Source organism: Gracilibacillus suaedae (genome assembly GCF_017599345.1).
In the GTDB taxonomy this organism is placed as follows: Bacteria; Bacillota; Bacilli; order Bacillales; family Amphibacillaceae; genus Gracilibacillus; species Gracilibacillus suaedae.
The window spans coordinates 66,345-88,911 of sequence record NZ_JAGFVL010000017.1; the positions used below are offsets into that span (position 1 = coordinate 66,345).

The window sequence follows — 22,567 nt, forward strand, 5'->3', positions numbered from 1 at the left end:
TTATTGGTCATATAATTTTAAATATTTTTCTGAAATTAATTCCCAAGAAAAATTGTGGGCTAATTTACTATTGGTTTCAAAATATTTCTTTCTGTTTTCTATTAAAGTCATTATTTTATGAGCAATTTCTTCCTTATTTAGGCTATCAACACAATGCCCCACAGTCCCATCCTTAAAATGCCCATCAAACCCCTGATTTTTCGAGTAAATAACCGGTAAACCTTGACTCATCGCCTCCACATAAACTAAACCAAAGGTTTCGCGCAAAGAGGGCAATACAAAAATATCATGTTGTCTATATATATTTAATAAGTTTTCCTTGGTTGTATGAGAAATATAATGAACAAACTTATGCTTATTTAATTCCTTTAAAATAAAGTTATCCTTATCTTTCCCTACTACAGTCAACTCTATCTTATAACCAGAATCTCTTAATTTCTGCACTACTTCTAGCGTAGTTAATTGATTTTTATTTCTATTAATGTCGCCTACTTGTAATAACTTAATATTTCTATCAAGTTTACTTTTGGAAAAGCTTGGCTTATTTTCTAACCAAAATGGATCAACCCCATTCGGAATGATTGAAGACTTACCGTTAATTATTTTCACATATTTAGCTGGAATATATTCTTTAAGTACTATTTTTTTGTAACCTTTTGATATAAAAATAATTTCTTTTGCATTTAATAATATATCTATACCTATTTTTCTTAAATGAATCATTTTTTTAAAGAATATGTTTATATCTGTATTTCTAATCGTTACAATATAAGGTACTTTATATTTTTTATACAACTTATAAGCTACATAACCATTAACGAAAAGAGAGTGTGCATGAATAATTGAATAATCATCAATATTATATTGATATTGAACATCTTTTAGTATTTTCATCTGCTTTAGATAAAATATATAACGGTCATGTTTATTATGATTACTACTTATCTTGGAATATGAACCAAAATCAAAATCAGACTTAAAACCTTTATCTACAGGAACAAAAACATCTATATCTAAACCTGAATCAATTTGTTCATCAAAAAAATTTTTATAAAACTTACTTGTACTGTAATAGGAATTAATGTGCAAGACTTTCATAAATCAAATCTCCTAAATTATAATCTCCAATAAGTTAAATCAGATTTCTCGAGTTCTTCTCTACTAAATACGCTCTTAACATCTATAAAGATATTCTTACTATGTTTAGCATATAACTTTTTATAATCTTCTAGTGTCATATGTCGATACTCATTATGTGCAACTGCAAGAACCACGCAGTCAACATTATTTATATTTTCTAGCTCTTCCAATTCAATACCATACTCTTTTTTAGCTTCTGATTTATCTGCTATTGGGTCAACAACTATTGGTTCTACACCATATTCCTTCAAACGGTCTACAATATCAATAACTTTTGAATTTCTAGTATCCGGAGTATTTTCTTTAAAAGTCATACCTAAAATTGCTACTTTTGCTTTTCGTACAATTTTATCAGTTTCAATTAGCTTTTTAATAGTTTCATCCGCAATAAAAGCTCCCATACCGTCGTTTATTTTTCTACCTGATAATACAATCTGACTATGATAGCCTAACTTTTCTGCTTCATAAATGAAGTAATATGGGTCCACTCCTATACAATGTCCACCTACTAAACCAGGTGAGAAACCCAGTGCGTTCCATTTTGTATTCATTGCATCTAAAACATCTTGTGAATCAATACCCATTCGGTTAAACACCATAGCTAATTCATTCATAAAAGCAATATTAATATCTCTTTGACTATTCTCAACCACTTTGGCTGCTTCAGCAACTTTTATTGAACTAGCTTTATGTACACCTGCTTCAATAACTAACTCATATACACTTGCAATCTCTTCTAAACTATCATCATCAGTTGCCGATACAATCTTAACAATCTTATCAAGAGTATGAATCTTATCTCCCGGGTTAATACGCTCCGGGGAATAACCTACTTTGAAATCTTTACCAACTTTTAAACCAGACACTTTCTCAAGAATAGGTATACAAACTTCCTCCGTAACACCAGGATATACGGTAGATTCATATACTACTATCGAACCTTCTGTAAGATTTCTGCCTATTGTTTCACTAGCTCTTTCTATAGGTGCTAAGTTAGGTGTTTTATCAACATTAATTGGGGTTGGTACAGATACGATATGAAACCTAGCTTCTTTTAATCTAGATTCCTCAGAAGTGAAATCAACACTTGCTTTTTTAATCACCTCGTCTCCAACTTCGTTTGTAGGATCTATACCACTTTTATATAGATTTATCTTTTTTTCATTTACATCAAATCCAATTACATCTACTTTATTAGCAAAAGCCACAGCAATCGGCATACCTACATAACCTAGTCCTATGACTGATATTTTTTCTTCCCTATTTAACAGTTCATTATAAAGCATTTTTAACCATCTCCACATTTAGGTTTTAGCGCGTACTTTCCGCCTTTTCCCAGAAAGGTTTGGCCTTACCTGTAAGTATATTATATACTCCAACCCATTGCGCTGATAAGGTAACACAGTAATAATAAATAAGATTAATATATTTATTATTACACTTTAATATTAATTTAATTAATGCTAGAAAATAAAATGCACCTTGTCCAACAAATGTCACTAAGTAAATCCATTGTTCACTAATCAAAATTACATTACTTATAAATAATAACAAATGTGCAATCCATAGCAAATATCTACATGTTCTATGCCCAAAGTAAAAATAGGAATACCACTTGTACTTAAACACATTCAGAATTCTGATATCGGGTAAGATATTTTGTAAAATCCTTCTATTCATTCTTACTTTTCTTTTAAACTCATCTTCAATTTTTTCTCCAGCTTTTTCGTAAGCAATTGCTTCATGATTAGAAATTGCCCGTTTCCTTTTTAATGCATAGTAACGTGGCATATTGCTATCATGTGATTTTATAGGTTCGAAATCAACATATTCACTATTACGGCACGCATATAAAGCACCATTTCCTGCAGTAATAGTTTGAATTTTCGATTCAATTTCTCTAATTTCCAAATCTTTGTTCCAATATCCTGCTTCGCTATTACTTACTGATCCACTTTTTTCATTCGATATTATTAGTTTTCCTGTTACATAACTTATATCATCAGATGTAAAACTTGCCATTAATTCTCTTATTGCATTTTTTTCTAATATAGAATTTGCATCTGTCATAACTAAAAATTCAGTATTGACTAACTTTTGAGCTTCGTTTTGAGCATTTGTTTTACCTAGCCTATTTTTCACTTTATGTAAATATACATTTTCATTAGGATGTTGTTTAATAAATTCCTCTACTATCTCATTTGTTTTATCTGTACTATTATCAGATGAAATCAAATACTTTATTTTGTGTTTTGGATAGTCTAAATTAATGATATTCTGTAGTTTATCTTTGATGACGTCTTCTTCATTATGTGCAACAACCATTATTGTTACAGTCGGATCATGCTTATAATCTTTCGGGGTATATCTACTTATATACACTCTATTTAGTAATTTCATAGATAGTGGGTATCCAACCATTGCCCAAAAAATAATAAATAAACTTATGTTAAATACCACTATAAAGAATATGTTAACCACCTTTCAATTCTCCTTTTTTTCAATACTTACTGTCTATAAGCTGGAAAGAAATCAGTTGATGGTACTTCTTTATCATTTAAACTTCTCATTCTTAATAATTTCTCATATATTTCATTATTAAATACTTTCTTTCCAACCGAGAAGTAAGTGTCTGAATTTTTATTAAATGCTTTTTTAAATTTATATAAACTATCTTCCCCCGAACCTAAACCTCCGCCAAGGTGAAATAAATCAAAACCATTAGCTATTCCCCACGTCGCAGCTTCTGTTAATAACAGGTTTGTGGGAGCATATCTCAAGTACTCGCGCCAAGATGCTGAAAGGTGATAATGCATTTTACCATTTGCATACAATATCATAGACATAGCGATAATTTCCCCTTCTAAGACAGCATAAAAAATCATCGAGTTATATTTTAAATCATTCAACACACTATCATAAAATGCTATATCAAAATAATAGTAATTTCTGGCATTATCTTTATCCATCGTGTCATTATACATATCAATAAATTTGTTATATAGTTCTTGATTTCTACCCCAATAAATTTTCACTCCGGATTTCATGGCTTTTCTAATAACATTACGGTTTTTCCCAACCATGTTCTCCCAGAGTTTCTTTTCCGTTTCAAGTTTAACTGTAATAGTATTTCCTAATTGTACTACTTCATAATAGTCCTCAACATCATGACAATTATTTAATAATGGATGGAATCTAACAAATTCAGAGACGATATTATGTTTAATACAATAATTTTGATATTCTTCAAACAATTGATTCATATTATCATTGTTTTTTTGACCTTCAATTAGAAAGCCACCGTAACCATAAGGAGTAGATAGATCAAAAAACTTGTTCTCTTCAATTATTCCTTTAAAGTTCTGATCTGAAGCAATATCCCTTTTCATTACGACATTAATCGCTTTGATTTCGTTATCTTCATAATAAAATAGTAAAGGCTCTCCATCCCCATGGATTTTAAATGCTTTTACATAATCGACTAATTGGTAAACATCATAGTGATCCATTGATTTGACAAGATTATTCCAAAGTTCCTCTTCTTGAACTGTAACCACCCTTAACATTTCACCACACCTTTAATAAACGACATTCATTCTAAGAAAATTTCACTTCAAAAACTGCTCGAATTCTGTACCAGTTAATTCATGATACACTTCTTCGATCACGGATTTTGGCAATTGGTTTTCCCATTCTTTTGTGTTATTTTTACCTTTATATACACTATAAGGATTGTCATTCATTTTACTTCTAGAATCACCTATAAAATCATTTGTTTGTTTACCAATTGTCAAGTCACAAAAATCAAACATATCCTTCGTAACGTCTACAGTATTGGAAACTAAGTCCTCATATTTTAACAAATAAACTTTTTTAGGATACTTTTCTTTCGCCCATAAATATAGTTTTGTAGCTTCCTTCCATTTTTCGAATCCAAAATACTCTTCTGGCCTAAATAAATTTCGATTCTGAGCATATCGCCATTCCTCTTCAAAACTTAAATGAGGAGGTAATTCTTTAGGTGCATTCCTCCAGGAATTTAAAACAGCTAGTGGATTTCTTATTATGGCTACAAGTTTAAAATCGTCTACAGAAGATAGCAAAGTAGGTATTAGATAATGATACCGTACCATCTTTGTAACAAGTTTCTTAGGATTACTTTCTTTATTTTCAAATGATGGATATATACTTTTTTCTATTTGTTGAGTTTGATCTAAAAATTCATCTTCTGTATTATATAATTCATTATAATATTTTAATATTTCTTCTTTAGAACTACGTACATGTATTGCATCTTTAAAAGTGTAGGAAAAAAGAGGTTGAAATTTATACCTTACCTCTTCTGAACTATTAAATATCTGCCCTAACCAAGATGTACCTGATCGCGGAACACCATGTATGGATATTATTTGTTTAAACATTATTTTTCCCTCTCTATAAATCATTGAATTCTTTTGATATTTCTTTTTTATGTACTGATTCTTTTTTGAACACTACTAAGAATGTTTTAAAGAAGATCAATAAATCTAATTTAAATGAAATTCTTTTCACATATTTTAGATCATAATTAATTTTTTCTTTCCAATCAATTGATTGCCTACCATTAATCTGTGCAAGACCCGTAACCCCTGGTAAAACTAAGTGTCTATCTTGTGCTCCATATTCCAACTTGTTTATGATTTGTGGCACAGTTGGGCGAGGTCCTATGATACTCATTTCACCTCTTATTATATTTATAATTTGAGGCACCTCATCTAAACTAGTTATTCTTAATATTCTACCTATTTTTGTAATTCGGGCATCATTTTCGCTAGTTCGTAAACCAGCACCTATCTTTTCGGCATTATCAACCATCGTTCTAAACTTATATATTTGAAATTCTTTATTTTGATATCCAATTCTCCGTTGCTTATAAAATACTGGTCCCTTAGAGTCTAACTTTATGCATATTGAGATTATTAAAAGCAATGGACTTATGACTATAATTAAAAGTAATGCTACAACAAGATCAATGATTCGTTTTATAAATTTCGAATACAAACGATTATTGTGTGGTTTTATGTGCTCTTTTTGCTGCGCTGTAGAAGGCATTATACCACAACCTTTTTATAATATTAATTGTCTTAGATAAATCCTTATCCGTCATTTTTGTATCACTAGGTAAACAAACTCCTGTTTCAAACAACCTTTCAGAAATACCATCACCGATAAAATCGTATTCTTTGAAAAATGGCTGCATATGCATCGGTTTCCATATAGGTCTTGATTCTATATTTTCAGACTCCAAAGCTTCAATAATATCAATTGGGGTTATCTTTCCACTTACTGTTAAAGATGTTAACCAATAGTTTGGTTCATCCCATGTATTGATTGGCATAAAGGAAAGCCCCTCCAATTCCCCAAGCTCTCTCTTATAAAATTCAAATATGTATTTTTTCTTTTTCACTCGTTCTTCTAGTACTTTTAGTTGTCCACGACCAATACCGGCAAGAACGTTACTCATTCGATAATTATATCCTAATTCACTATGTTGATAATGTCTTGCCTGGTCACGTGATTGTGTTGACCAAAAGCGTACTTTTGATATTTTTTCTTCATCGTTAGAAACTAACATACCACCTCCTGAAGTGGTAATGATTTTATTTCCATTAAAAGAGAAAACACCATAGTCTCCAAATGTCCCCGTCTGTTTTCCTTTATAATAACCCCCAAGTGATTCGGCCGCATCCTCTATAACTACGACGTTATATTTATTACAAATTTCCATTATTCTATCCATATCAGCTGATAATCCATATAAGTGAACTATAATAACTGCTTTTACTTTAGGATATTTTTGAAAAGCAGCTTCTAATGCTTCAGGGCTTATATTCCATGTTTCTTTATCACAATCTATAAAAACAGGAGTAGCATTTTGGTAAACAATTGGATTTGCTGTTGCTGAGAATGTAAGAGATGGACAAAAAACAATATCCCCTTCACCTACATTAGCTGCTCGCAATGCTAAGTGAAGCGCTGCGGTTCCAGAAGATAAGGCAGCTGCTGATTTCACCCCTACCTTAGTAGCTAGTTCTTTTTCAAACTCATTAACGTTTGTGCCTAACGGTGCTATCCAATTAGTATCAAAAGCTTCTTGAACATATTGTTGCTCATATCCTTCTTCACTCATATGTGGAGAAGAAAGAAAGATTCTTTGTTTAGCCATGAGAAAAAGACTTCCTTCCAAAAAAGAATTATTAAGTACTATGAGTATTACAAATCTATCACTATTATTTAATGGACTCTACTGCCCTTTGGATATCCATATAAACTATCTTCATTAAACTTTCTTTAAGTTCTTTATTATTATAGGAAGTGAATTTGTTGATCAATTCCCATAGTTGTTTTTCATTCACCTCTTTTGTTTTGCCAACATAAATCTTTTCATACACAGCATTCGGATGTACTTCACCTTCTCCAAGTAGTTCTTCATACAATTTCTCGCCGGGTCTTACTCCTGTAAATTCAATAGGTATTTCACCTTCTGTGTATCCAGATAATTTAATTAGATTTTTTGCTAAATCTACTATTTTTACAGGTTTCCCCATGTCTAAGACAAATATCTCTCCACCTTTAGCTAAAGTACCTGCTTGGATAACTAATCGCGATGCTTCTGGAATCGTCATGAAGTATCGAGTCATATCTGGATGTGTAACCGTAACAGGTCCACCTTTTTCAATTTGTTTCTTAAATAGTGGAATAACACTACCACGACTGCCAAGTACATTACCGAAGCGTACCGCAACAAATTTTGTTTTACTTCTAGTTGCTAAATCTTGTACAACCATTTCTGCTATGCGTTTCGTTGCTCCCATCACATTAGTAGGATTTACGGCTTTATCTGTAGAAACTAAAACAAACGTATGAATGCCAAATGCGTCTGCCGCTTCCGCTACATTTTTCGTTCCGATAATATTATTTTTTACTGCTTCATGTGGATTGTATTCCATTAACGGTACATGCTTGTGTGCTGCGGCATGGTAAATGATCCTTGGGTTATGTTCTTGTACAACCTCAAAAATACGCTGTCGATCTTGTACATCTGCAATAATAGGAATAATTTCAATTTCTTCTTGTTGATACTTTTGGCGAAGCTCCATATCAATCGAATAAATACTAAACTCGCCATGACCGACTAACAATATTTTGGATGGTGTAAATCGCATTAACTGTCTACAAATCTCAGATCCTATTGAACCGCCGGCACCAGTAACCATTACGGTATTACCTGTTACATATTCTGATATAGAATTGATGTCCAATTCAACTGGATCACGTCCCAATACATCTTCGACATCTACATTTTTTAAGGAACTAACCGATATTTTCCCTGAGACAATATCTTCTATCTTCGGTACCATTTGCACTTTCACATTCGTACTGTTACAGATAGCTACCAATTCGGATAATGCACCATTTGTTAAAGATGGAATAGCTATGACAATGTGATCAATCTCTAAGTCTTTCACTAAGTCCGGAATCTGTTTCGTGTTACCTGCAACCGGTAAATCATAAAGCTGCATTTTATGTTTTGCCATATCATCATCTGCAAAAGCTACAGGCAAAAGTTCTGTATGTTGTTGTTCATTCTTTAACTGTCTAGCAATCATTGCACCAGCTGCACCAGCTCCGACTATTAACGTACGCTTTCTATTGGTCTTGCCTTGCATATAACGATCACGGTAAACTCTCCAAACGAATCTGGAACCACCAATTAACATAATATGTAATAACCAAGTGACAATAAGTGCTCTTCGATAAATGGTGAAATCATTCGCTAGGAATTGAACGATACCTGTTGCTACTATCGTGAAAGTAATTGCTTTTACGATTGCCAATAATTCACCAATACTCGCATATGCCCATACTTTATGATAGAGCTTATACACAAACGCAAATAAATGGTGAAAAAGAAGTAAGGCGATTGCTGTAATCGCCATTATATCTAGTTCACCAAATGAATGGTTTGGGTAAACAATCCATGAAGCTATAAAAATCGCGGTACTAACAATGAGAGAGTCTAATAATATTAATAAGGAAATTCGTTGTTTGTAACCCATTGGGGCATCCCTTCCATCGTGAGATTTATTGTTTTACCTTGTTTTCCTGTGCTAATTGATTAATGATTTTTTGCACTTCATCACCGATTTCTTCATTTTGTAATGCGAATTCAATGGTTGTCTTGATGAATCCGAGCTTTTCTCCCACATCATAACGTTTGCCTGCAAAGTCATAGGCAAATACACTTTGAGATTCATTTAATCTTTGAATTGCATCTGTTAATTGAATCTCACCACCTGCGCCTACCTCTTTTTGTTCTAAATATTTGAAGATCGTCGGTGATAATACGTAGCGCCCCATAATTGCTAAGTTGGATGGTGCTGTTCCTGGTTTGGGTTTCTCAACAAATTTATTAACAGAATAATTATTACCTTGTTGTTCTTTTGGATCTACAATTCCATAACGGTGCGTTTCATGGTCTGGAACTTGTTGCACACCGATAATAGAACCACCTGTGCTTTCATACTCATCAATTAACTGCTTTAGACATGGCGTTTCTGATTGGACAATATCATCCCCAAGTAAAACCGCAAATGGTTCATCCCCAATAAATTTACGGGCACACCATACGGCATGTCCTAATCCTAAAGGTTCTTTTTGTCTAATGTAGTGGATATCTACTTCTGCTGGTTGCTTTGTCTTCTCTAGTAATTCAAACTTACCTTTCTTCAATAAGTTATCTTCCAATTCAAAGTTGTGATCAAAGTGGTCTTCAATTGCACGTTTCCCTTTGCCTGTCACAATAATAATATCTTCTATTCCTGATGCAATTGCTTCCTCTACAATATATTGAATCGTTGGTTTATCGACAATTGGTAACACTTCTTTTGGCATTGCTTTTGTCGCAGGTAAAAATCTAGTTCCCAGCCCTGCTGCTGGAATGATCGCTTTCCTTACTTTTTTCATAATAGATAACAATCCTCCAAAAAATTATTATAAAATTCATCTAAAATACACTTTCAAAAGTATAACGGAACTTGTACTGCTTCACAACTAAAAAATTCCCAAAATTTTCTTCTTTTTAATTTTCTCCGGAACATCGCCTACAACATGATCACCATTCACTAAGTATTGCGCATTCTCCATAAACCAGTAGACTAATGAAGCGCCGAATTTATCTTTAACCTCACTATGTGCTTCTTGCATCACAAAACCTCTACTCGTAATATTATGCGCATCAGATGCAATAAAATGCGTTAAGTTTGCTTCAATTAATTGCATACTGAATTTTCTGATTTTTTTACCGAATTTACCAGCGACGCTTGCTGCGGTAACCTGCGTTAATGTTCCATTACTTACTAGATCATATAATATATTAGGGGTTTCGATCAGCTCTTTATTGCGTTCTGGGTGCACAATAATAGGTTTGATTCCTTGTAATTGCAAATCAAACATTAACTGTTTCGTATAACGCGGAACATGGTTGGATGGGAGCTCCACAAATAAATAGCCACTTGTATCATTTAGCGGTAGCAGTTGCCCGTTCTGTAAGTCGTCTAACATATCTCCATTTATTCGTGTTTCTTGACCTGGAAGAATGGTAAGAGGGATATCTTCTACTTGTAATCTATCATTCAATTGATCTACAGCTACTAATATGTCTTCTTTATAGTTATCATAACTACCATTTAAGTGATGTGGTGTGGCAATAATCGTGTTAATTCCTTGTGATACGGCACTTTTCGCCATTTGCACACTATCTTCCATATGTTTTGCACCGTCATCCACACCAGGCAGGATATGACAATGAATATCGATCATTTCATTCATCGTCCTTTCTGATCATAAAATATGTATATTACCCTTCACAGTATCATACTAAAGTATAACAGGAAACTAACTAAATGAAAATAGGAACAAAAAGCTGTTTTTTGTCGATTTTGTTTTAAATTCTGTAAACTTTGTCTATCTTCTCCATATTTAGATAAGGCCAAAGAGTTTCTTCTTTTTGATACGGGTTGGTTCTTCGCCCTGAACCATCTTATCATCCAAGAATAAACTCATATTCTCTCGTAATAAATACCACTGATTAAAAGATATGTTACGTTTAATTGTCTTCCACGCTGATTGCAAGTAATAATCCTTAGCTTCTGCCGTATCGGACCCAATAAAATGGAAAAGGTTATTTTTAGCAAAGTCTTGTGTTAATTTTTGTAGTTTCTTACCTTTTTTACCGGCTATACTTTTAGCACTCACTTGCACTAAAACACCATTCTTGACCATACTGTAGAGGTGGTCATGATCCTCTTGTATATGCACATTCTTCTCAGGGTTAACAAAGACTGGTTTATAGCCTTTTAGTTGAAGGTCGTAGCATAACTGCTTCGTATATTCCGGAATTTGATCATACATTAATTCAATAAAGACATATTTAGGATCTGTGCCATGAGTAATTAAATTGCCAGCCTCCAAATCCTCTTCCAAGTTTCCATAGATTCGAATCGTTTGTCCAGGAAGAATTTCCACGTCTACCTTTTCTTCTATTAGTTGTTCGTTGATTTTTTGCACTAGGGTAATGATGGTATCTGTATTGATTTCTTGCTTACCTTGTACGTATCTGGGTGCTGCAAAGATTTTTCTCACCCCTGCTTTTTCTGCTTCTTTTGCAATGGCAATTGACAAAGAAATATTTGCTACACTTTCTCTATTAATTGGAAGAATATATGGATTGATATCCAACATATGCACCACCCTTTCCTTATATCCTATTCGTACATGTAAGACCTTAGTCCTGTTCTTAGTAAAGAATAGCATATTAACTGTTATTTGGAAAGTAATAGCATTTTTGGTTCATACTATATACATTAGTTTGACGAGGTGTTTTTGTGGGGGATTATTTAATAAAGAATAAAAAACCTTTCGACCAATTGTTGCTAGCCGAAAGGTTTTTATTAATTTCCATAATAGTAATAGTGCCCTTTTTTCTGTTCACGGTCATTTAGCACGACCCCTAACAATTTTGCATTGCCTACTTCCAATAACTCTTTAGCCTTGGTAGCAGCATCATATTCTGTCTGATTACTACGGACAACCATTACCGCACCATCACAGATGTTAGCGAGAATTTGTGCGTCGGTTACTGCTAAAACAGGAGGTGTATCAAAGAGTACTAAATCATAATCCAAACTTGCATTAGAAATGAGATTTTCCATTGCTTTAGATCCCAGCAGCTCAGACGGGTTCGGCGGAATTGGTCCGCATGTTAATAAATCTAGACCTGCTACATCACTACTTGTAATCGATTCACTTAATTCTGTCTCGCCTACTAGGACACTGCTTAATCCTTTGCGATTATCAATGCGGAAAGTATAATGTAATGTTGGTTTACGCATATCGGCGTCAATCAGCAATACTTTCTTTCCTTGTTGAGCAAATACAATAGCTAAATTCGCTGTTGTAGATGATTTCCCTTCTGAGGGTCCAGAAGATGTCACAAGCATCGTTTTCAGCTCTCCATCTACAGATGAGAATTGTAAGTTTGTTCGAATCGTTTTATATTGCTCTGAAATTGGAGAACGTGGGTTCATCTTAGTAATTAAGTGTCTTACATTTTTTAAATTAGACTGTTTTTTTCCTCTGGCCACTTAAGCTCCCCCTCTCCGGTTTTTGATTGATGGAAACAGGATTCCCCATCGACATCATATCTTTTTCGTCAATGTGCGAGACTACTCCTAGAATAGGTAATTCCAATTTGTCTTCCACATCTTGCTCAGTTTTCACAGTATTGTCTAAGTATTCAAACAGGAACGCTAGACCTACCCCTGCCATGGCACCAAGCACCATAGCGATTGCGATGTTGAGTAATGGTTTAGGATTAACCGGTGTTGGATTCGCTGGCACTACCGCTTCGGATAAAATGCTGACGTTGTTAACGTTCATTAATTCAGGAAGATCTTCGCGGAATACATCCACTGTTGTATTGGCAATATCTGCCGCTACTCCCGGATCATAATCAGTTGCTGTTAAGGTAACAACCTGAGAGCCCTCTTCATTAGATAAAGATATTTTTTCACCTAACGCTCCTGTTGAAATGGTTAAATTCATTTCCTCTACAACTTGATCTAAAATGCGATTGCTTGTAATGATTCCTTTATATGTATTGATAATTTCCACATTGGATCGAATTTGGTTCAAATCGACATTATTCACTTCATTCGTATCTTGATTCACAATAAATTGAGTACTAGATTGATAGGTTGGTGTTAAAATAAAGAAGCTAATGATTGCACTAATACCTGCAGCACCTACAATTAATAATATAATTAATAACATACGTTTTTTCAGGACTTCGAAAATCTCTTTCAGTGATATGGTTTCTTCCATTATTCGTAACCTCCGCATATAATTCTTTCAGATGAATTTTGTCACTTCATTGCATACGTTCACACCATAATCGAAATTATAACATAAACCGTTTTTATTTGTCATAACAAACTTGTGATTTTTTATGAAATTACTAGGTATAATTTGTTAAAATCGTAAAAAAAAGCCTGTGTTATCTATCAACACAGGCTTAATTCATTAAGATACATGGAACCATTGATTTTTTAATGCTGTGATCACAGCATTCGTTCGATCGGGTACTTCTAACTTTCTTAAGATCGAGCTGATATGATTTTTTACCGTTTTGTCAGTAATGTATAATGTCGAACTGATACGATTGTTACTATACCCTTGTGTCAAGAGCTCCATCACTTCCCATTCACGATTGGTGAAAACGCCGACTGGACGCCTTTCTTTACGGTTGTGGATTTCACGATAGTCTCCTAATAGAATTTGAGTTAATTCTTCATGAATATAGTTTTGACCGGAAACGATCTTTTGAATGGCATAAACCAGTTCTTTCTTCTCCATACCATTAAAGAAATAGCCATTAAGGTCCATCTTAAATAATTCTGTGAGGTCTGGGTGATTGTTATCTTCTGTCCATACAATAATTTGCTTGTTGTTTTTCATGTACGTGTTTATTAAACTTATGGTATCTATATCTGTGTCAATATCAATGATGAGCAGGTCGATAATATAGTCTCGGAGTTTTTCTTGTTGATTTGGTTCAACCGCAATGATATCATAAGCTTTAAACTCATTTGAAAGCACCCCTACTAGACCTTCTCGATAGATAGAAGCTTCTTTCACAATTGCTATACGCATTGATATTTCCTCCTGTTTCCTTTTTTAAAAATAAAAAAGGCTATTTCTAAATGTATGCAGAAATAGCCTAAAATACTTCCGATGATATATACGAACAATTAGGTAACCAGGCTATCATAGGTATTTTTACCCTTAGACCCTAGGCTTTGCGTCCTGATTTTTCAAACAGTTTGCCTTTTTCTTACTATTCTATTCTGTCTTATATATTACCTCTTTCCTATATTTTTTTCAATAATTAGGTGGAAACATTTTTTAAAATAATCCTTTTGATCTATTTAATGTTAATTATCTGGCAATAAATTAGGTATATGTAATCTTTATTGTTTGTCGGTTTATGGCACTTAGTGTCATTAGTCGTAAATCGATTCCTTAATTTTGGCATTATTTCGAGTGAATTCTAGCTATTTTTTAGGTTTTTTCATTATAATCAGAGGAATTCTGACAGTCGTGTCGAAAAAAAGTAAAGAGAGAAGGAGGGGAATTAAATTATCTTTCTAAAGCGACTTACATGATGAAATATGACTATTTAATAATTTTAGGAATATCAACCAACATCTTATGTTTCTTGAGTATATCCTTTGATAGCTCAACTTATTTTATATCGACTCCTTGTTGCTTTCTACTATATAAGTAAGTATAAGATAGAAGAACTAATTAATTATTGTATATATTTTTTCAAATATACTGCCTAATACTTGGAGAAGAAAGTAGCTCTATCGTTATTTCTATAATGTTTATTGTAATTTTTTTAAGAGTTTTACATATTCACCATGCTCATCCTCACAAATATCTAATACGATTGTAAAACCCTTCTTTTCATATAGATGTCTTGCGTTTATGTTATCTGCATCTACACCAAGTGTTATTTCCTCATATCTAAGTTGTTTTGCATAATCAATCAAATAATCAACTATAATACCACCTATTCCACGATTACGATATTCTTCTTTAACAATCATACGAGATAGATAAATTCGTTTATTTGGAATAGTATAATCTGGGTCATCGTTTGAATAAACTAATGATCCTTCTCCTAAAAACTCGTTATTCACTACATAAATAAAGGTAATTCTGTTTCCACTTACTAGTTCGTCATAAAATAACTTTTTCATTTTCGGTTTCTCTTCCATATTCCAAATATTACTACACTTATTATATTCTTCGGGTTTTAATTTTTTCATTTGATACGTGGTCATAATCTATCACTACCATTATCAGAACGTTTTTGTGTCAGCATTCGATTATCTTGATCAAAAACAAACGCCCCCGCAACCATCAATCTTAAATGTTGTATATAATTCATTTTTCATTTCTCCTCATTCAATAAGCTTTCTTCATTAATCCATGGATTTCTTTCTCTAACTTCTCTTTTAATTCACCAATAGCTTTCCTTGCCAATTCCAATGTAAACTAGCGAACCACCCTAAGCGAGGCGATAATAATAAGAGAATTTCAATAAGCAGAATGAAGGTAGCTATAGAAAAACATTTGCTATTCTTACTAGTGTTATTTCGATATCTATTCCATACGAACAATCCGATCAATAGGGGGATAATTCCTAACCACAATCCCCAATTCAAAATACTTTGTAAAAGAAACATTTGATCATACGCCACAGCCTCTCCTTCCCATAAGCATTAGCAACAATACTAACCACATTTTGTACCTGGTTTTCTTCACATATTTCTTCCCCTTTCTTGAATCTCTATTGTGTTGTTACATAATTGGTTTAACGATTGTATCAAATACTTTTTGGTAACCAAAGGGAAGCATTGAAGCTATTAATAAACCTATTACGATTGAGGAAGTTACTAAAACTCTAAATTTACTAAGCGATATTTCTTCTCTTTGATAGGCAATATCGAATGCTTTAATCAAAAAATAAACCGTCATAAAAATAATAAATGCTGAGAAGATACTGATTAAAATGACCTCCATTTGAAAACTCCTTTCCTCTTATTTGTTTTCTAAATCTTCTATTCGCTTTTCCAAATGATCTATCCTTTTCATCAATTCGCTATTGGTGGTCTTTATTCGATTTGATATCATTTTTATTAGTGAAATGAGAAATAGGACGAAGACGACAACACCTAGAAAATATCCAATGATGATTTCCAATGTATATACTCCTTTCTTTTTTTAACTATTTATCTGGATGAGTTCTTGCGATTTTTCTTTTCTGCGTAATAATTCCAAATATAAAATATAGACCAAAATACGATGATTATTAGAAGTGAGTAGTAGCTCGTATACTCCCTTGGAATGGAGAATAATAGGATTATAGCAATAATAAAAAATGGTGGCATTAGTATCCAATATCGCTTATTTTTATAGTGTTTAATCACAATTCCCTCCTCTTATTCTTTATCACTATCAAAAACTATTTCTAATAGGGCAAGTAGTAATGCGATGATAACCTCTGATTTAAAGGTCAATGTAATACTCTTCATGAATTCGTCTACCGTAAACAAGACTAACCAGTTTGAAAGGAAGTCAAAAGTGAACCGGAAAAATCCTATCTTTACTTTACCTATCATATTTCGAACGGTTATCTTGTAGAAAACCTTGAAAAACAAATCGACAATTATTCCTAGCACAAAGAAACTAACAACAAAGGTTAGCAATGACCAGATAGAGTGATACCGGACACCGAGAAGTTCAAAAAGCCCTGCCAATCCAAAGAAAAAAACTCCTATTACAAAGCCGGCTACAAAGAAAATAAGAAGCGCTATTGCTGCAACAGTTATTAGTTTTTCTTTTTTATTCATATCGCGAAATGAATCATTATTTTGTTCTGACATAGGTTTGTAGCTCCTTTTCTATCACTAGCGATTCTTAGATGATTTAATTTGCTTTCCTCTGCAAGATTCTTTGGAGCTTTTTTTGACACTTTTCTTGATAAGTGTCTTTATGGAAACTCTTACTATTGAATCCCCCAATCAACTCACGCACATCTTGATCGTGAATGATTAGTTTCCTGTATGTCTCATTTAGAAAATAATCCCGGAACCATTGATACTTTTTCAAGTGTCTAATATTTTGTACGATCTCTTGTTCTGTTACCTCTGTGATCAATGGGGAAGAGGTGATTAAGCTTATGAGATTCAAAGCAAATTTTTTCAACTGAATTGCTCCTTTTTTTCGGGATATCTTTTGGTATATTTTAACACAAAGTGAATTTTCCTTCAGTGGATATCTTATCGTTACACTTCGGGAGGAATTTCACTATCTATGTCGAATATTTTAGAAAGAAAGGATGTGATTTCAATTATTATAAAAAAACGACAGGAACCAAAAAGTATTTTGATGCTGAACCGTGGACTGAAACGAATTAGAAAACGAAGGCGTGACATGGAGTTGGAACTTCGCAATATCGTGCAAGGCTATCAAGGTGAATGTGAACTCGACTTTTACTTGGAACGAATCGGAATTAACTCAAACGATGTCATTGTTCTTCAAGACCTCCGTCTCCCCACTGCAGATCGGCATTCCTTTTTTCAAATCGATAACCTTCTCCTCACTTCACACTTTGCTGTCAACATTGATGTAAAAAGCCAACCAGGTACATTCACCTTTCAAAACAACGCACGAAATTTCCAATACGATTTACATGGAAAGAAATACGGGATGACACATCCAATTTCACAGGTAGAAGAGCAGCGTGATCAACTCCGCTCATGGCTTGGTAGCTGGTGGGAAAATTATCCAATAATCAATCTCGTAGCTCTAGCGGATCCAAATGCTGAGATAGTTACGGACTCGAGTAGTGATTGGATATATGATTGTGTCATGCCTTTTGAGTTATTGAAAAAATCATTTAAGCAGGCTGTTGATCAATATACGCAATCCTTTTTTCAAGTAAGTGAGCTGACGCGTATTGGTTATCAATTAGCACAGTCGCATTGCAAGCCAGGGATGCATTATTGGAAAAGGTTTGGACTTGAACAAGGCGATGTCGAGAGTGGGGTGCTTTGTCCTTTTTGCGGTAGGCTGGCGATGGATCGCTTACGGGTAATTTGGGATTGCCCCCATTGTGGCGGACGAGATCGTCGCGCACATGTCATGAGCCTGTTCGATCATTTTGTATTCATAAAACCAACCATGACGAATCAGGAGTGCAGGGAGTTTTTGCATGTAGAAAAAGAATATACCGCTAGAACATTAATGACAAACGCCGGTATATTAGATTGGTACGGCAGTAAAAGCGGACGAGTGTATGTTTTGAAGAAGTGATGTTACTTAAGCAAGTGCTATTCATAAATTTAGGTATTTATTCAAGAGAAGGGAGGTTTTTTCCTTGGAAGGGAAGACTTTTTCCTTGGAACAGGATTTTGCTTCCGGGGATAAGTGCCCCGCTTCCGGGGATATTTGCTTCCCTTCCAGGGATATATCCACTTATCCAGGGAAGAGAAGGCTTTTTCCTTGGAAGGGAAGACTTTTTCCTTGGAACAGGATTCTGCTTCCGGGGATAAGTGTTCCTCTTCCGGGGATATTTGCTTCCCTTCCAGGGATATATCCACTTATCCAGGGAAGAGGAGACTTTTTCCTTGGAAGGGAAGACTTTTTCCTTGGAACAGGATTCTGCTTCCGGGGATAAGTGCTCCGCTTCCGGGGATATTTGCTTCCCTTCCAGGGATATATCCACTTATCCAGGGAAGAGAAGGCTTTTTCCTCGGAAGAGAAGACTTTTTCCTCGGAACAGGATTCTGCTTCCGGGGATAAGTGTTCCTCTTCCGGGGATATTTGCTTCCCTTCCAGGGAAGAGGAGACTTTTTCCTTGGAACAGGATTCTGCTTTAATACTCTGCATGTATTCCCTAACTTAAACAGGACGAACCAGTTTGAGCGTTTCTCTCAGCAATTGCTTTTAACCCTTTTGCTCTGCTAATAATAAACCTCGTCATATATTTTTCTAGAAACAACTTGTCAGCAATTCTTCCAATTAACCCAAAAGGTGATTTATACTCAAATGTATCAATCATTATGGTTCCACCTTTTTCTTCTACAAATTGATGTGTATGAGTAAATGAACTAAAGGCTCCTTTTACCATGATATCAACAAACTCAGTAGACTTTTTCATATGGATTACTTTTGCAGTTAGTCTTTGTTTAATGCCAAAGTGAGTAGCTTCCCAAGTAACCGTATCCCCCTCTTTTAATAACCCCTGTGTAACTCCACCAACAACTCTTTCCTTCGTATTAGCTGTTGTTTTAGTATGTATATCTACGCTTCTTGCAAGATTAAAACATTCTTCTACAGATGCTTCTATAAATTGCTTATGATAAACAATAGGCATGTTGTATTCTCCTTTGCAAGAACGGATTTCTCGCCATTACGATTGGTTGTTAATAATATCAATAATTTGGTTTACTGTTTCTTCTGTATAGTCTCTCTTGATTATAAAATCTGTTAAAGATCTACAAGGCTATTTCACCACATTAACTTCATAACAAATTGCTCACCAATTGGACCATGTTTTCTCTTTCCTGTATCTTGAAATCCAACTTTTACATACAGTTTTTGAGCAGCTGTGTTTTTGTGATTAACAGCTAAAACAATTTCATTACAATCTGGAAATTCAGTGATAACGAATTTTCTTAGTAATTTCATAGCTTCCTTTGCGTAGCCTTTTCCTTGTTTAGCTTGATTTATGGATAATGAGGTGAGCAACATTGCCTGAGGATTATCCGAATACTCCTTTACTCTGTCGGTTGCATGCAATATAAAAAAGCCGACCGGTTCCCTATCGTTAACGATAACAATTCGATGCTGACCTTCTGTTACTTCTTTATAATTAATGGGCAACGATGTAAATTGCGCTTGTTCGCTAGGAAGTTCAAAGGAATTTAATACTTCTAAATGTTCAATTTCAAAATGTCTTAATTCGATCATATCAGTTTTATTCATATAGCAAATCTCCTTTTAAGTTATGATACCGAAATGTATGGAACTGTAAACAATCGAGCCAATAATAAATAACACGCAAGTTACCGCACTTAGGAGATATGTTTGGTTGTCTGTTGCAAACTTCCACTTCATCATGGCACCAACTCTACACCTTTTCACGCAAAAGTTGATTCGCCATAGATAATGCTTGTTGATCTTCATATATTTCACCAGGCTTATTACCGACTCCAAGGATATAGCCATCAAATGAAACACCAATGAAATCAAAAATATATTGAAATTGTTGGATCAAAGGCAATCCTTTAATTCGCGGATTACTTCCTCCTACTGCTATTACAAAGGCGTTTTTGGATTGCATCTGTTTTTTAAATTCTGGGAAGTTGGAATCCCTTAGTGTTTGAGACCAGCGATCAATAAAGTTTTTCATTTGCCCCGTCATACCAAACCAATAAATAGGTGTTGAAAACACTAAGGTATCATGAGCTAACAGCCTCCTTACTAATGAGTTATAATCATCATCCATATCTTTAAATCCTTCTTTTGAATGCCGTAAATCTTTGATTGGCACTATCTGAAAATCATCTAAATAAATACGTTCTACCTGCACACCGTTGATGGCATGTTCGGTTAGAATTTCCGTATTTCCGTTTTTTCGTCCCCCACCGTAGATAACTGCTATCGACATCGTATCCACTCCTTCATTATTCATATCCTTTGAGAAAAGGTTATCCATATCTTAAAATAAAAACAGCAATTAATAAAACTGAATATTTTGATTGTATCAATCGAAATATTCGATTACAGGAGAAAACATATGGATATCAAACAGTTGGATACTTTTAAAATAGCAGCAGAAACTTTGAATTTTACCAAAACAGCTAAAATCTTAAATTTTGCTCAATCAAGTGTTACCTCTCAAATTAAATCTCTTGAAAAAGAACTAGATGCAAAGTTATTTGAAAGATTAGGTAAGAAATTATATTTAACGGAAACCGGAAAGCAATTCAAGACTTACGCAGACAAAATGGTATACTTATCAGAAGAAGCAAAATCAATTGCAATAGGAGGCAATGAACCCTCAGGCACATTGATTATCGGCGCACAAGAAAGTCAATGTACATATAGGCTCCCACCTTTACTAAAGGAGTTCCAACAGCAATTTCCAAAGGTCAAATTAATATTTAAGCCTGCTCATTCAGATGAAATCGCGAAAGAACAATTACTAAAAGGAAATTTAGATGTTGCTTTTATCATGGATGAAGTGAGATATACCGATTCTTTAGTAGTTGAGCCATTGGTAAAGGATGAAATGAAGATTGTGGCGTCACCTGATCATCGATTAGCCAATCATTTAGAAGTGTATCCTCAGGATTTAAAAGATGAAACGCTATTATTGACGGAAACAGGTTGTTCATATCGTACCATTTTTGAGAATACTTTAACGGAAGCAGAAATTTACCCTTCCAATAAAATAGAATTTGTTAGTATTGAAGCACTTAAACAATGTGCGATAGCAGGACTAGGAATAGCTAAACTACCATATATGGCTGTAGAGAAAGATATAAGTTCAGGAAGATTGAAAGAACTAAAATGGCAAAGTGATGCACCAGCTTTTTTCACGCAAATCGCATGGCATAAAGATAAATCAATGAATCTTCCGTTAAAATCTTTCATAGATTTGACTTGTCAGATGTTAAAAGATACAGAGGAAATTTAAAAGGTTAAATGTAATTACGTGCACATCAGGGAATCCCAACTAACCTTTTTGCAAATGTCCTTATATTGCAAAAATCGTAACCGGCCATCCAGTAATTCAAAAAACTCTACAAATCCAACTGCCATGATAATAAGAGTGTTATTGCGACACCGAATGAGTTTCTCTTTTTGTTCATCTCATGGAATGAGTCCTCTTCTGACATCAGTCCGTTTCTTCTTCTAGATGAATTACTTTCTTTCGTAAAATTTTATGGAGCTTTTTTTGATAAGCTTCACTATGGATTTTCTTATAATTAAATCTCCCGATAGTCTCACGTACATCTTTATCGTGAATAATCAGGTTGCTATATTGTTCATCTTCAAGGAGGTTGTTGAACCACTGATATTTTTTAAGCTCTCTTATGTTTTTTTCTATTTCCATTTCAGTGACTTCCGTGATCAAAGGGGAGAAAGTAATAATACTTAACAAATTCAGAACGAAATTCCTCAATTGAATCCCTCCTAAATTTTAATGTACCATTTGTTATATTTTAACATAAACAAACCTTTATCT

The 22,567-nt window shown here is 33.9% G+C and carries 24 protein-coding genes and 1 riboswitch; of the genes, 2 read left to right on the plus strand and 22 right to left on the minus strand.

The genetic code is table 11. The annotated features are described in order from the left end of the window. From J5J03_RS03565 to J5J03_RS03645, 17 genes are all read right to left on the minus strand, one after another. Positions 1-1,098: a glycosyltransferase family 4 protein gene (locus tag J5J03_RS03565; protein WP_208586128.1), complete on the minus strand. Its 1,098-nt coding sequence runs from the start codon at positions 1,096-1,098 to the stop codon at positions 1-3. A gap of 17 nt (positions 1,099-1,115) precedes the next feature. Beyond that, entirely contained in the window at positions 1,116-2,426 is a 1,311-nt protein-coding gene (locus tag J5J03_RS03570) for a nucleotide sugar dehydrogenase (RefSeq protein WP_269435778.1), read from the minus strand. 25 nt (positions 2,427-2,451) lie between these two features. Then, entirely contained in the window at positions 2,452-3,621 is a 1,170-nt protein-coding gene (locus J5J03_RS03575) for a glycosyltransferase family 2 protein (protein ID WP_331460420.1), read from the minus strand. Positions 3,622-3,647: 26 nt separating this feature from the next. Further along, positions 3,648-4,706, minus strand: coding sequence for a lipid II:glycine glycyltransferase FemX (locus tag J5J03_RS03580; protein ID WP_208586129.1), 1,059 nt, complete (start codon positions 4,704-4,706; stop codon positions 3,648-3,650). Positions 4,707-4,748: 42 nt separating this feature from the next. Next, on the minus strand, positions 4,749-5,561 hold the full coding sequence (locus tag J5J03_RS03585) for a sulfotransferase (RefSeq protein ID WP_208586130.1): 813 nt from the start codon (positions 5,559-5,561) through the stop codon (positions 4,749-4,751). Between the two features lie 13 nt (positions 5,562-5,574). Beyond that, on the minus strand, positions 5,575-6,231 hold the full coding sequence (locus J5J03_RS03590) for a sugar transferase (protein ID WP_208586131.1): 657 nt from the start codon (positions 6,229-6,231) through the stop codon (positions 5,575-5,577). Continuing rightward, a complete protein-coding gene (locus J5J03_RS03595) occupies positions 6,185-7,345 on the minus strand; it encodes a DegT/DnrJ/EryC1/StrS family aminotransferase (RefSeq protein ID WP_208586132.1) in 1,161 nt (386 codons plus the stop codon). The genes J5J03_RS03590 and J5J03_RS03595 overlap by 47 nt, the downstream gene beginning before the upstream one ends. A gap of 64 nt (positions 7,346-7,409) precedes the next feature. Beyond that, positions 7,410-9,239 (minus strand): polysaccharide biosynthesis protein, encoded by a 1,830-nt coding sequence (locus J5J03_RS03600; RefSeq protein ID WP_208586133.1) that lies wholly within the window; start codon positions 9,237-9,239, stop codon positions 7,410-7,412. A gap of 25 nt (positions 9,240-9,264) precedes the next feature. Further along, positions 9,265-10,146 carry a UTP--glucose-1-phosphate uridylyltransferase GalU gene (gene galU / locus J5J03_RS03605; protein WP_208586134.1) on the minus strand — a complete coding sequence of 294 codons (882 nt, stop codon included), beginning with the start codon at positions 10,144-10,146 and terminating at the stop codon, positions 9,265-9,267. A gap of 87 nt (positions 10,147-10,233) precedes the next feature. Then, positions 10,234-11,001 (minus strand): tyrosine-protein phosphatase, encoded by a 768-nt coding sequence (locus tag J5J03_RS03610; protein ID WP_208586135.1) that lies wholly within the window; start codon positions 10,999-11,001, stop codon positions 10,234-10,236. A 159-nt stretch (positions 11,002-11,160) separates the two neighbouring features. Continuing rightward, a complete protein-coding gene (locus J5J03_RS03615) occupies positions 11,161-11,922 on the minus strand; it encodes a CpsB/CapC family capsule biosynthesis tyrosine phosphatase (protein ID WP_208586136.1) in 762 nt (253 codons plus the stop codon). Positions 11,923-12,131: 209 nt separating this feature from the next. Continuing rightward, complete coding sequence (locus tag J5J03_RS03620) at positions 12,132-12,824, minus strand: CpsD/CapB family tyrosine-protein kinase (protein WP_331460421.1); 693 nt, start codon at positions 12,822-12,824, stop codon at positions 12,132-12,134. Next, positions 12,799-13,563, minus strand: coding sequence for a YveK family protein (locus J5J03_RS03625; RefSeq protein WP_208586137.1), 765 nt, complete (start codon positions 13,561-13,563; stop codon positions 12,799-12,801). The genes J5J03_RS03620 and J5J03_RS03625 overlap by 26 nt, the downstream gene beginning before the upstream one ends. 198 nt (positions 13,564-13,761) lie before the next feature. Next, complete coding sequence (locus J5J03_RS03630; protein ID WP_208586138.1) at positions 13,762-14,391, minus strand: LuxR C-terminal-related transcriptional regulator; 630 nt, start codon at positions 14,389-14,391, stop codon at positions 13,762-13,764. Positions 14,392-14,489: 98 nt separating this feature from the next. Beyond that, a riboswitch (cyclic di-GMP riboswitch) is annotated at positions 14,490-14,576 on the minus strand. A 549-nt stretch (positions 14,577-15,125) separates the two neighbouring features. Beyond that, positions 15,126-15,587, minus strand: coding sequence for a GNAT family N-acetyltransferase (locus J5J03_RS03635; RefSeq protein WP_208586139.1), 462 nt, complete (start codon positions 15,585-15,587; stop codon positions 15,126-15,128). Between the two features lie 520 nt (positions 15,588-16,107). Continuing rightward, positions 16,108-16,329 (minus strand): hypothetical protein, encoded by a 222-nt coding sequence (locus J5J03_RS03640; protein ID WP_208586140.1) that lies wholly within the window; start codon positions 16,327-16,329, stop codon positions 16,108-16,110. 419 nt (positions 16,330-16,748) lie between these two features. Next, complete coding sequence (locus J5J03_RS03645; RefSeq protein WP_208586141.1) at positions 16,749-17,192, minus strand: YrvL family regulatory protein; 444 nt, start codon at positions 17,190-17,192, stop codon at positions 16,749-16,751. A gap of 430 nt (positions 17,193-17,622) precedes the next feature. Between J5J03_RS03645 and J5J03_RS03650 the strand changes: the two genes are divergently transcribed. Beyond that, entirely contained in the window at positions 17,623-18,624 is a 1,002-nt protein-coding gene (locus tag J5J03_RS03650; RefSeq protein ID WP_208586142.1) for a nuclease-related domain-containing protein, read from the plus strand. 162 nt (positions 18,625-18,786) lie between these two features. On the opposite strand, the gene J5J03_RS03655 is transcribed toward J5J03_RS03650, so the two are convergent. The 4 genes from J5J03_RS03655 to J5J03_RS03675 all read right to left on the minus strand — a co-directional run bounded on the left by J5J03_RS03655 (position 18,787) and on the right by J5J03_RS03675 (position 20,983). Next, on the minus strand, positions 18,787-19,200 hold the full coding sequence (locus J5J03_RS03655) for a hypothetical protein (RefSeq protein ID WP_208586143.1): 414 nt from the start codon (positions 19,198-19,200) through the stop codon (positions 18,787-18,789). 7 nt (positions 19,201-19,207) lie between these two features. Next, a complete protein-coding gene (locus J5J03_RS03660) occupies positions 19,208-19,687 on the minus strand; it encodes an SRPBCC family protein (RefSeq protein ID WP_208586144.1) in 480 nt (159 codons plus the stop codon). A gap of 134 nt (positions 19,688-19,821) precedes the next feature. Then, a complete protein-coding gene (locus J5J03_RS03665) occupies positions 19,822-20,298 on the minus strand; it encodes a GNAT family N-acetyltransferase (RefSeq protein ID WP_208586145.1) in 477 nt (158 codons plus the stop codon). Between the two features lie 145 nt (positions 20,299-20,443). Then, positions 20,444-20,983, minus strand: a complete 540-nt coding sequence (locus J5J03_RS03675) for a flavodoxin family protein (protein ID WP_208586147.1) — start codon at positions 20,981-20,983, stop codon at positions 20,444-20,446. Between the two features lie 129 nt (positions 20,984-21,112). Here J5J03_RS03675 and J5J03_RS03680 point away from each other — a divergent pair, with 129 nt between their 5' ends. Continuing rightward, on the plus strand, positions 21,113-22,015 hold the full coding sequence (locus J5J03_RS03680; protein ID WP_208586148.1) for a LysR family transcriptional regulator: 903 nt from the start codon (positions 21,113-21,115) through the stop codon (positions 22,013-22,015). A gap of 201 nt (positions 22,016-22,216) precedes the next feature. Here J5J03_RS03680 and J5J03_RS03685 read toward each other — a convergent pair whose 3' ends face one another. After that, positions 22,217-22,504: a hypothetical protein gene (locus J5J03_RS03685; protein ID WP_208586149.1), complete on the minus strand. Its 288-nt coding sequence runs from the start codon at positions 22,502-22,504 to the stop codon at positions 22,217-22,219. Positions 22,505-22,567 lie beyond the last annotated feature (63 nt).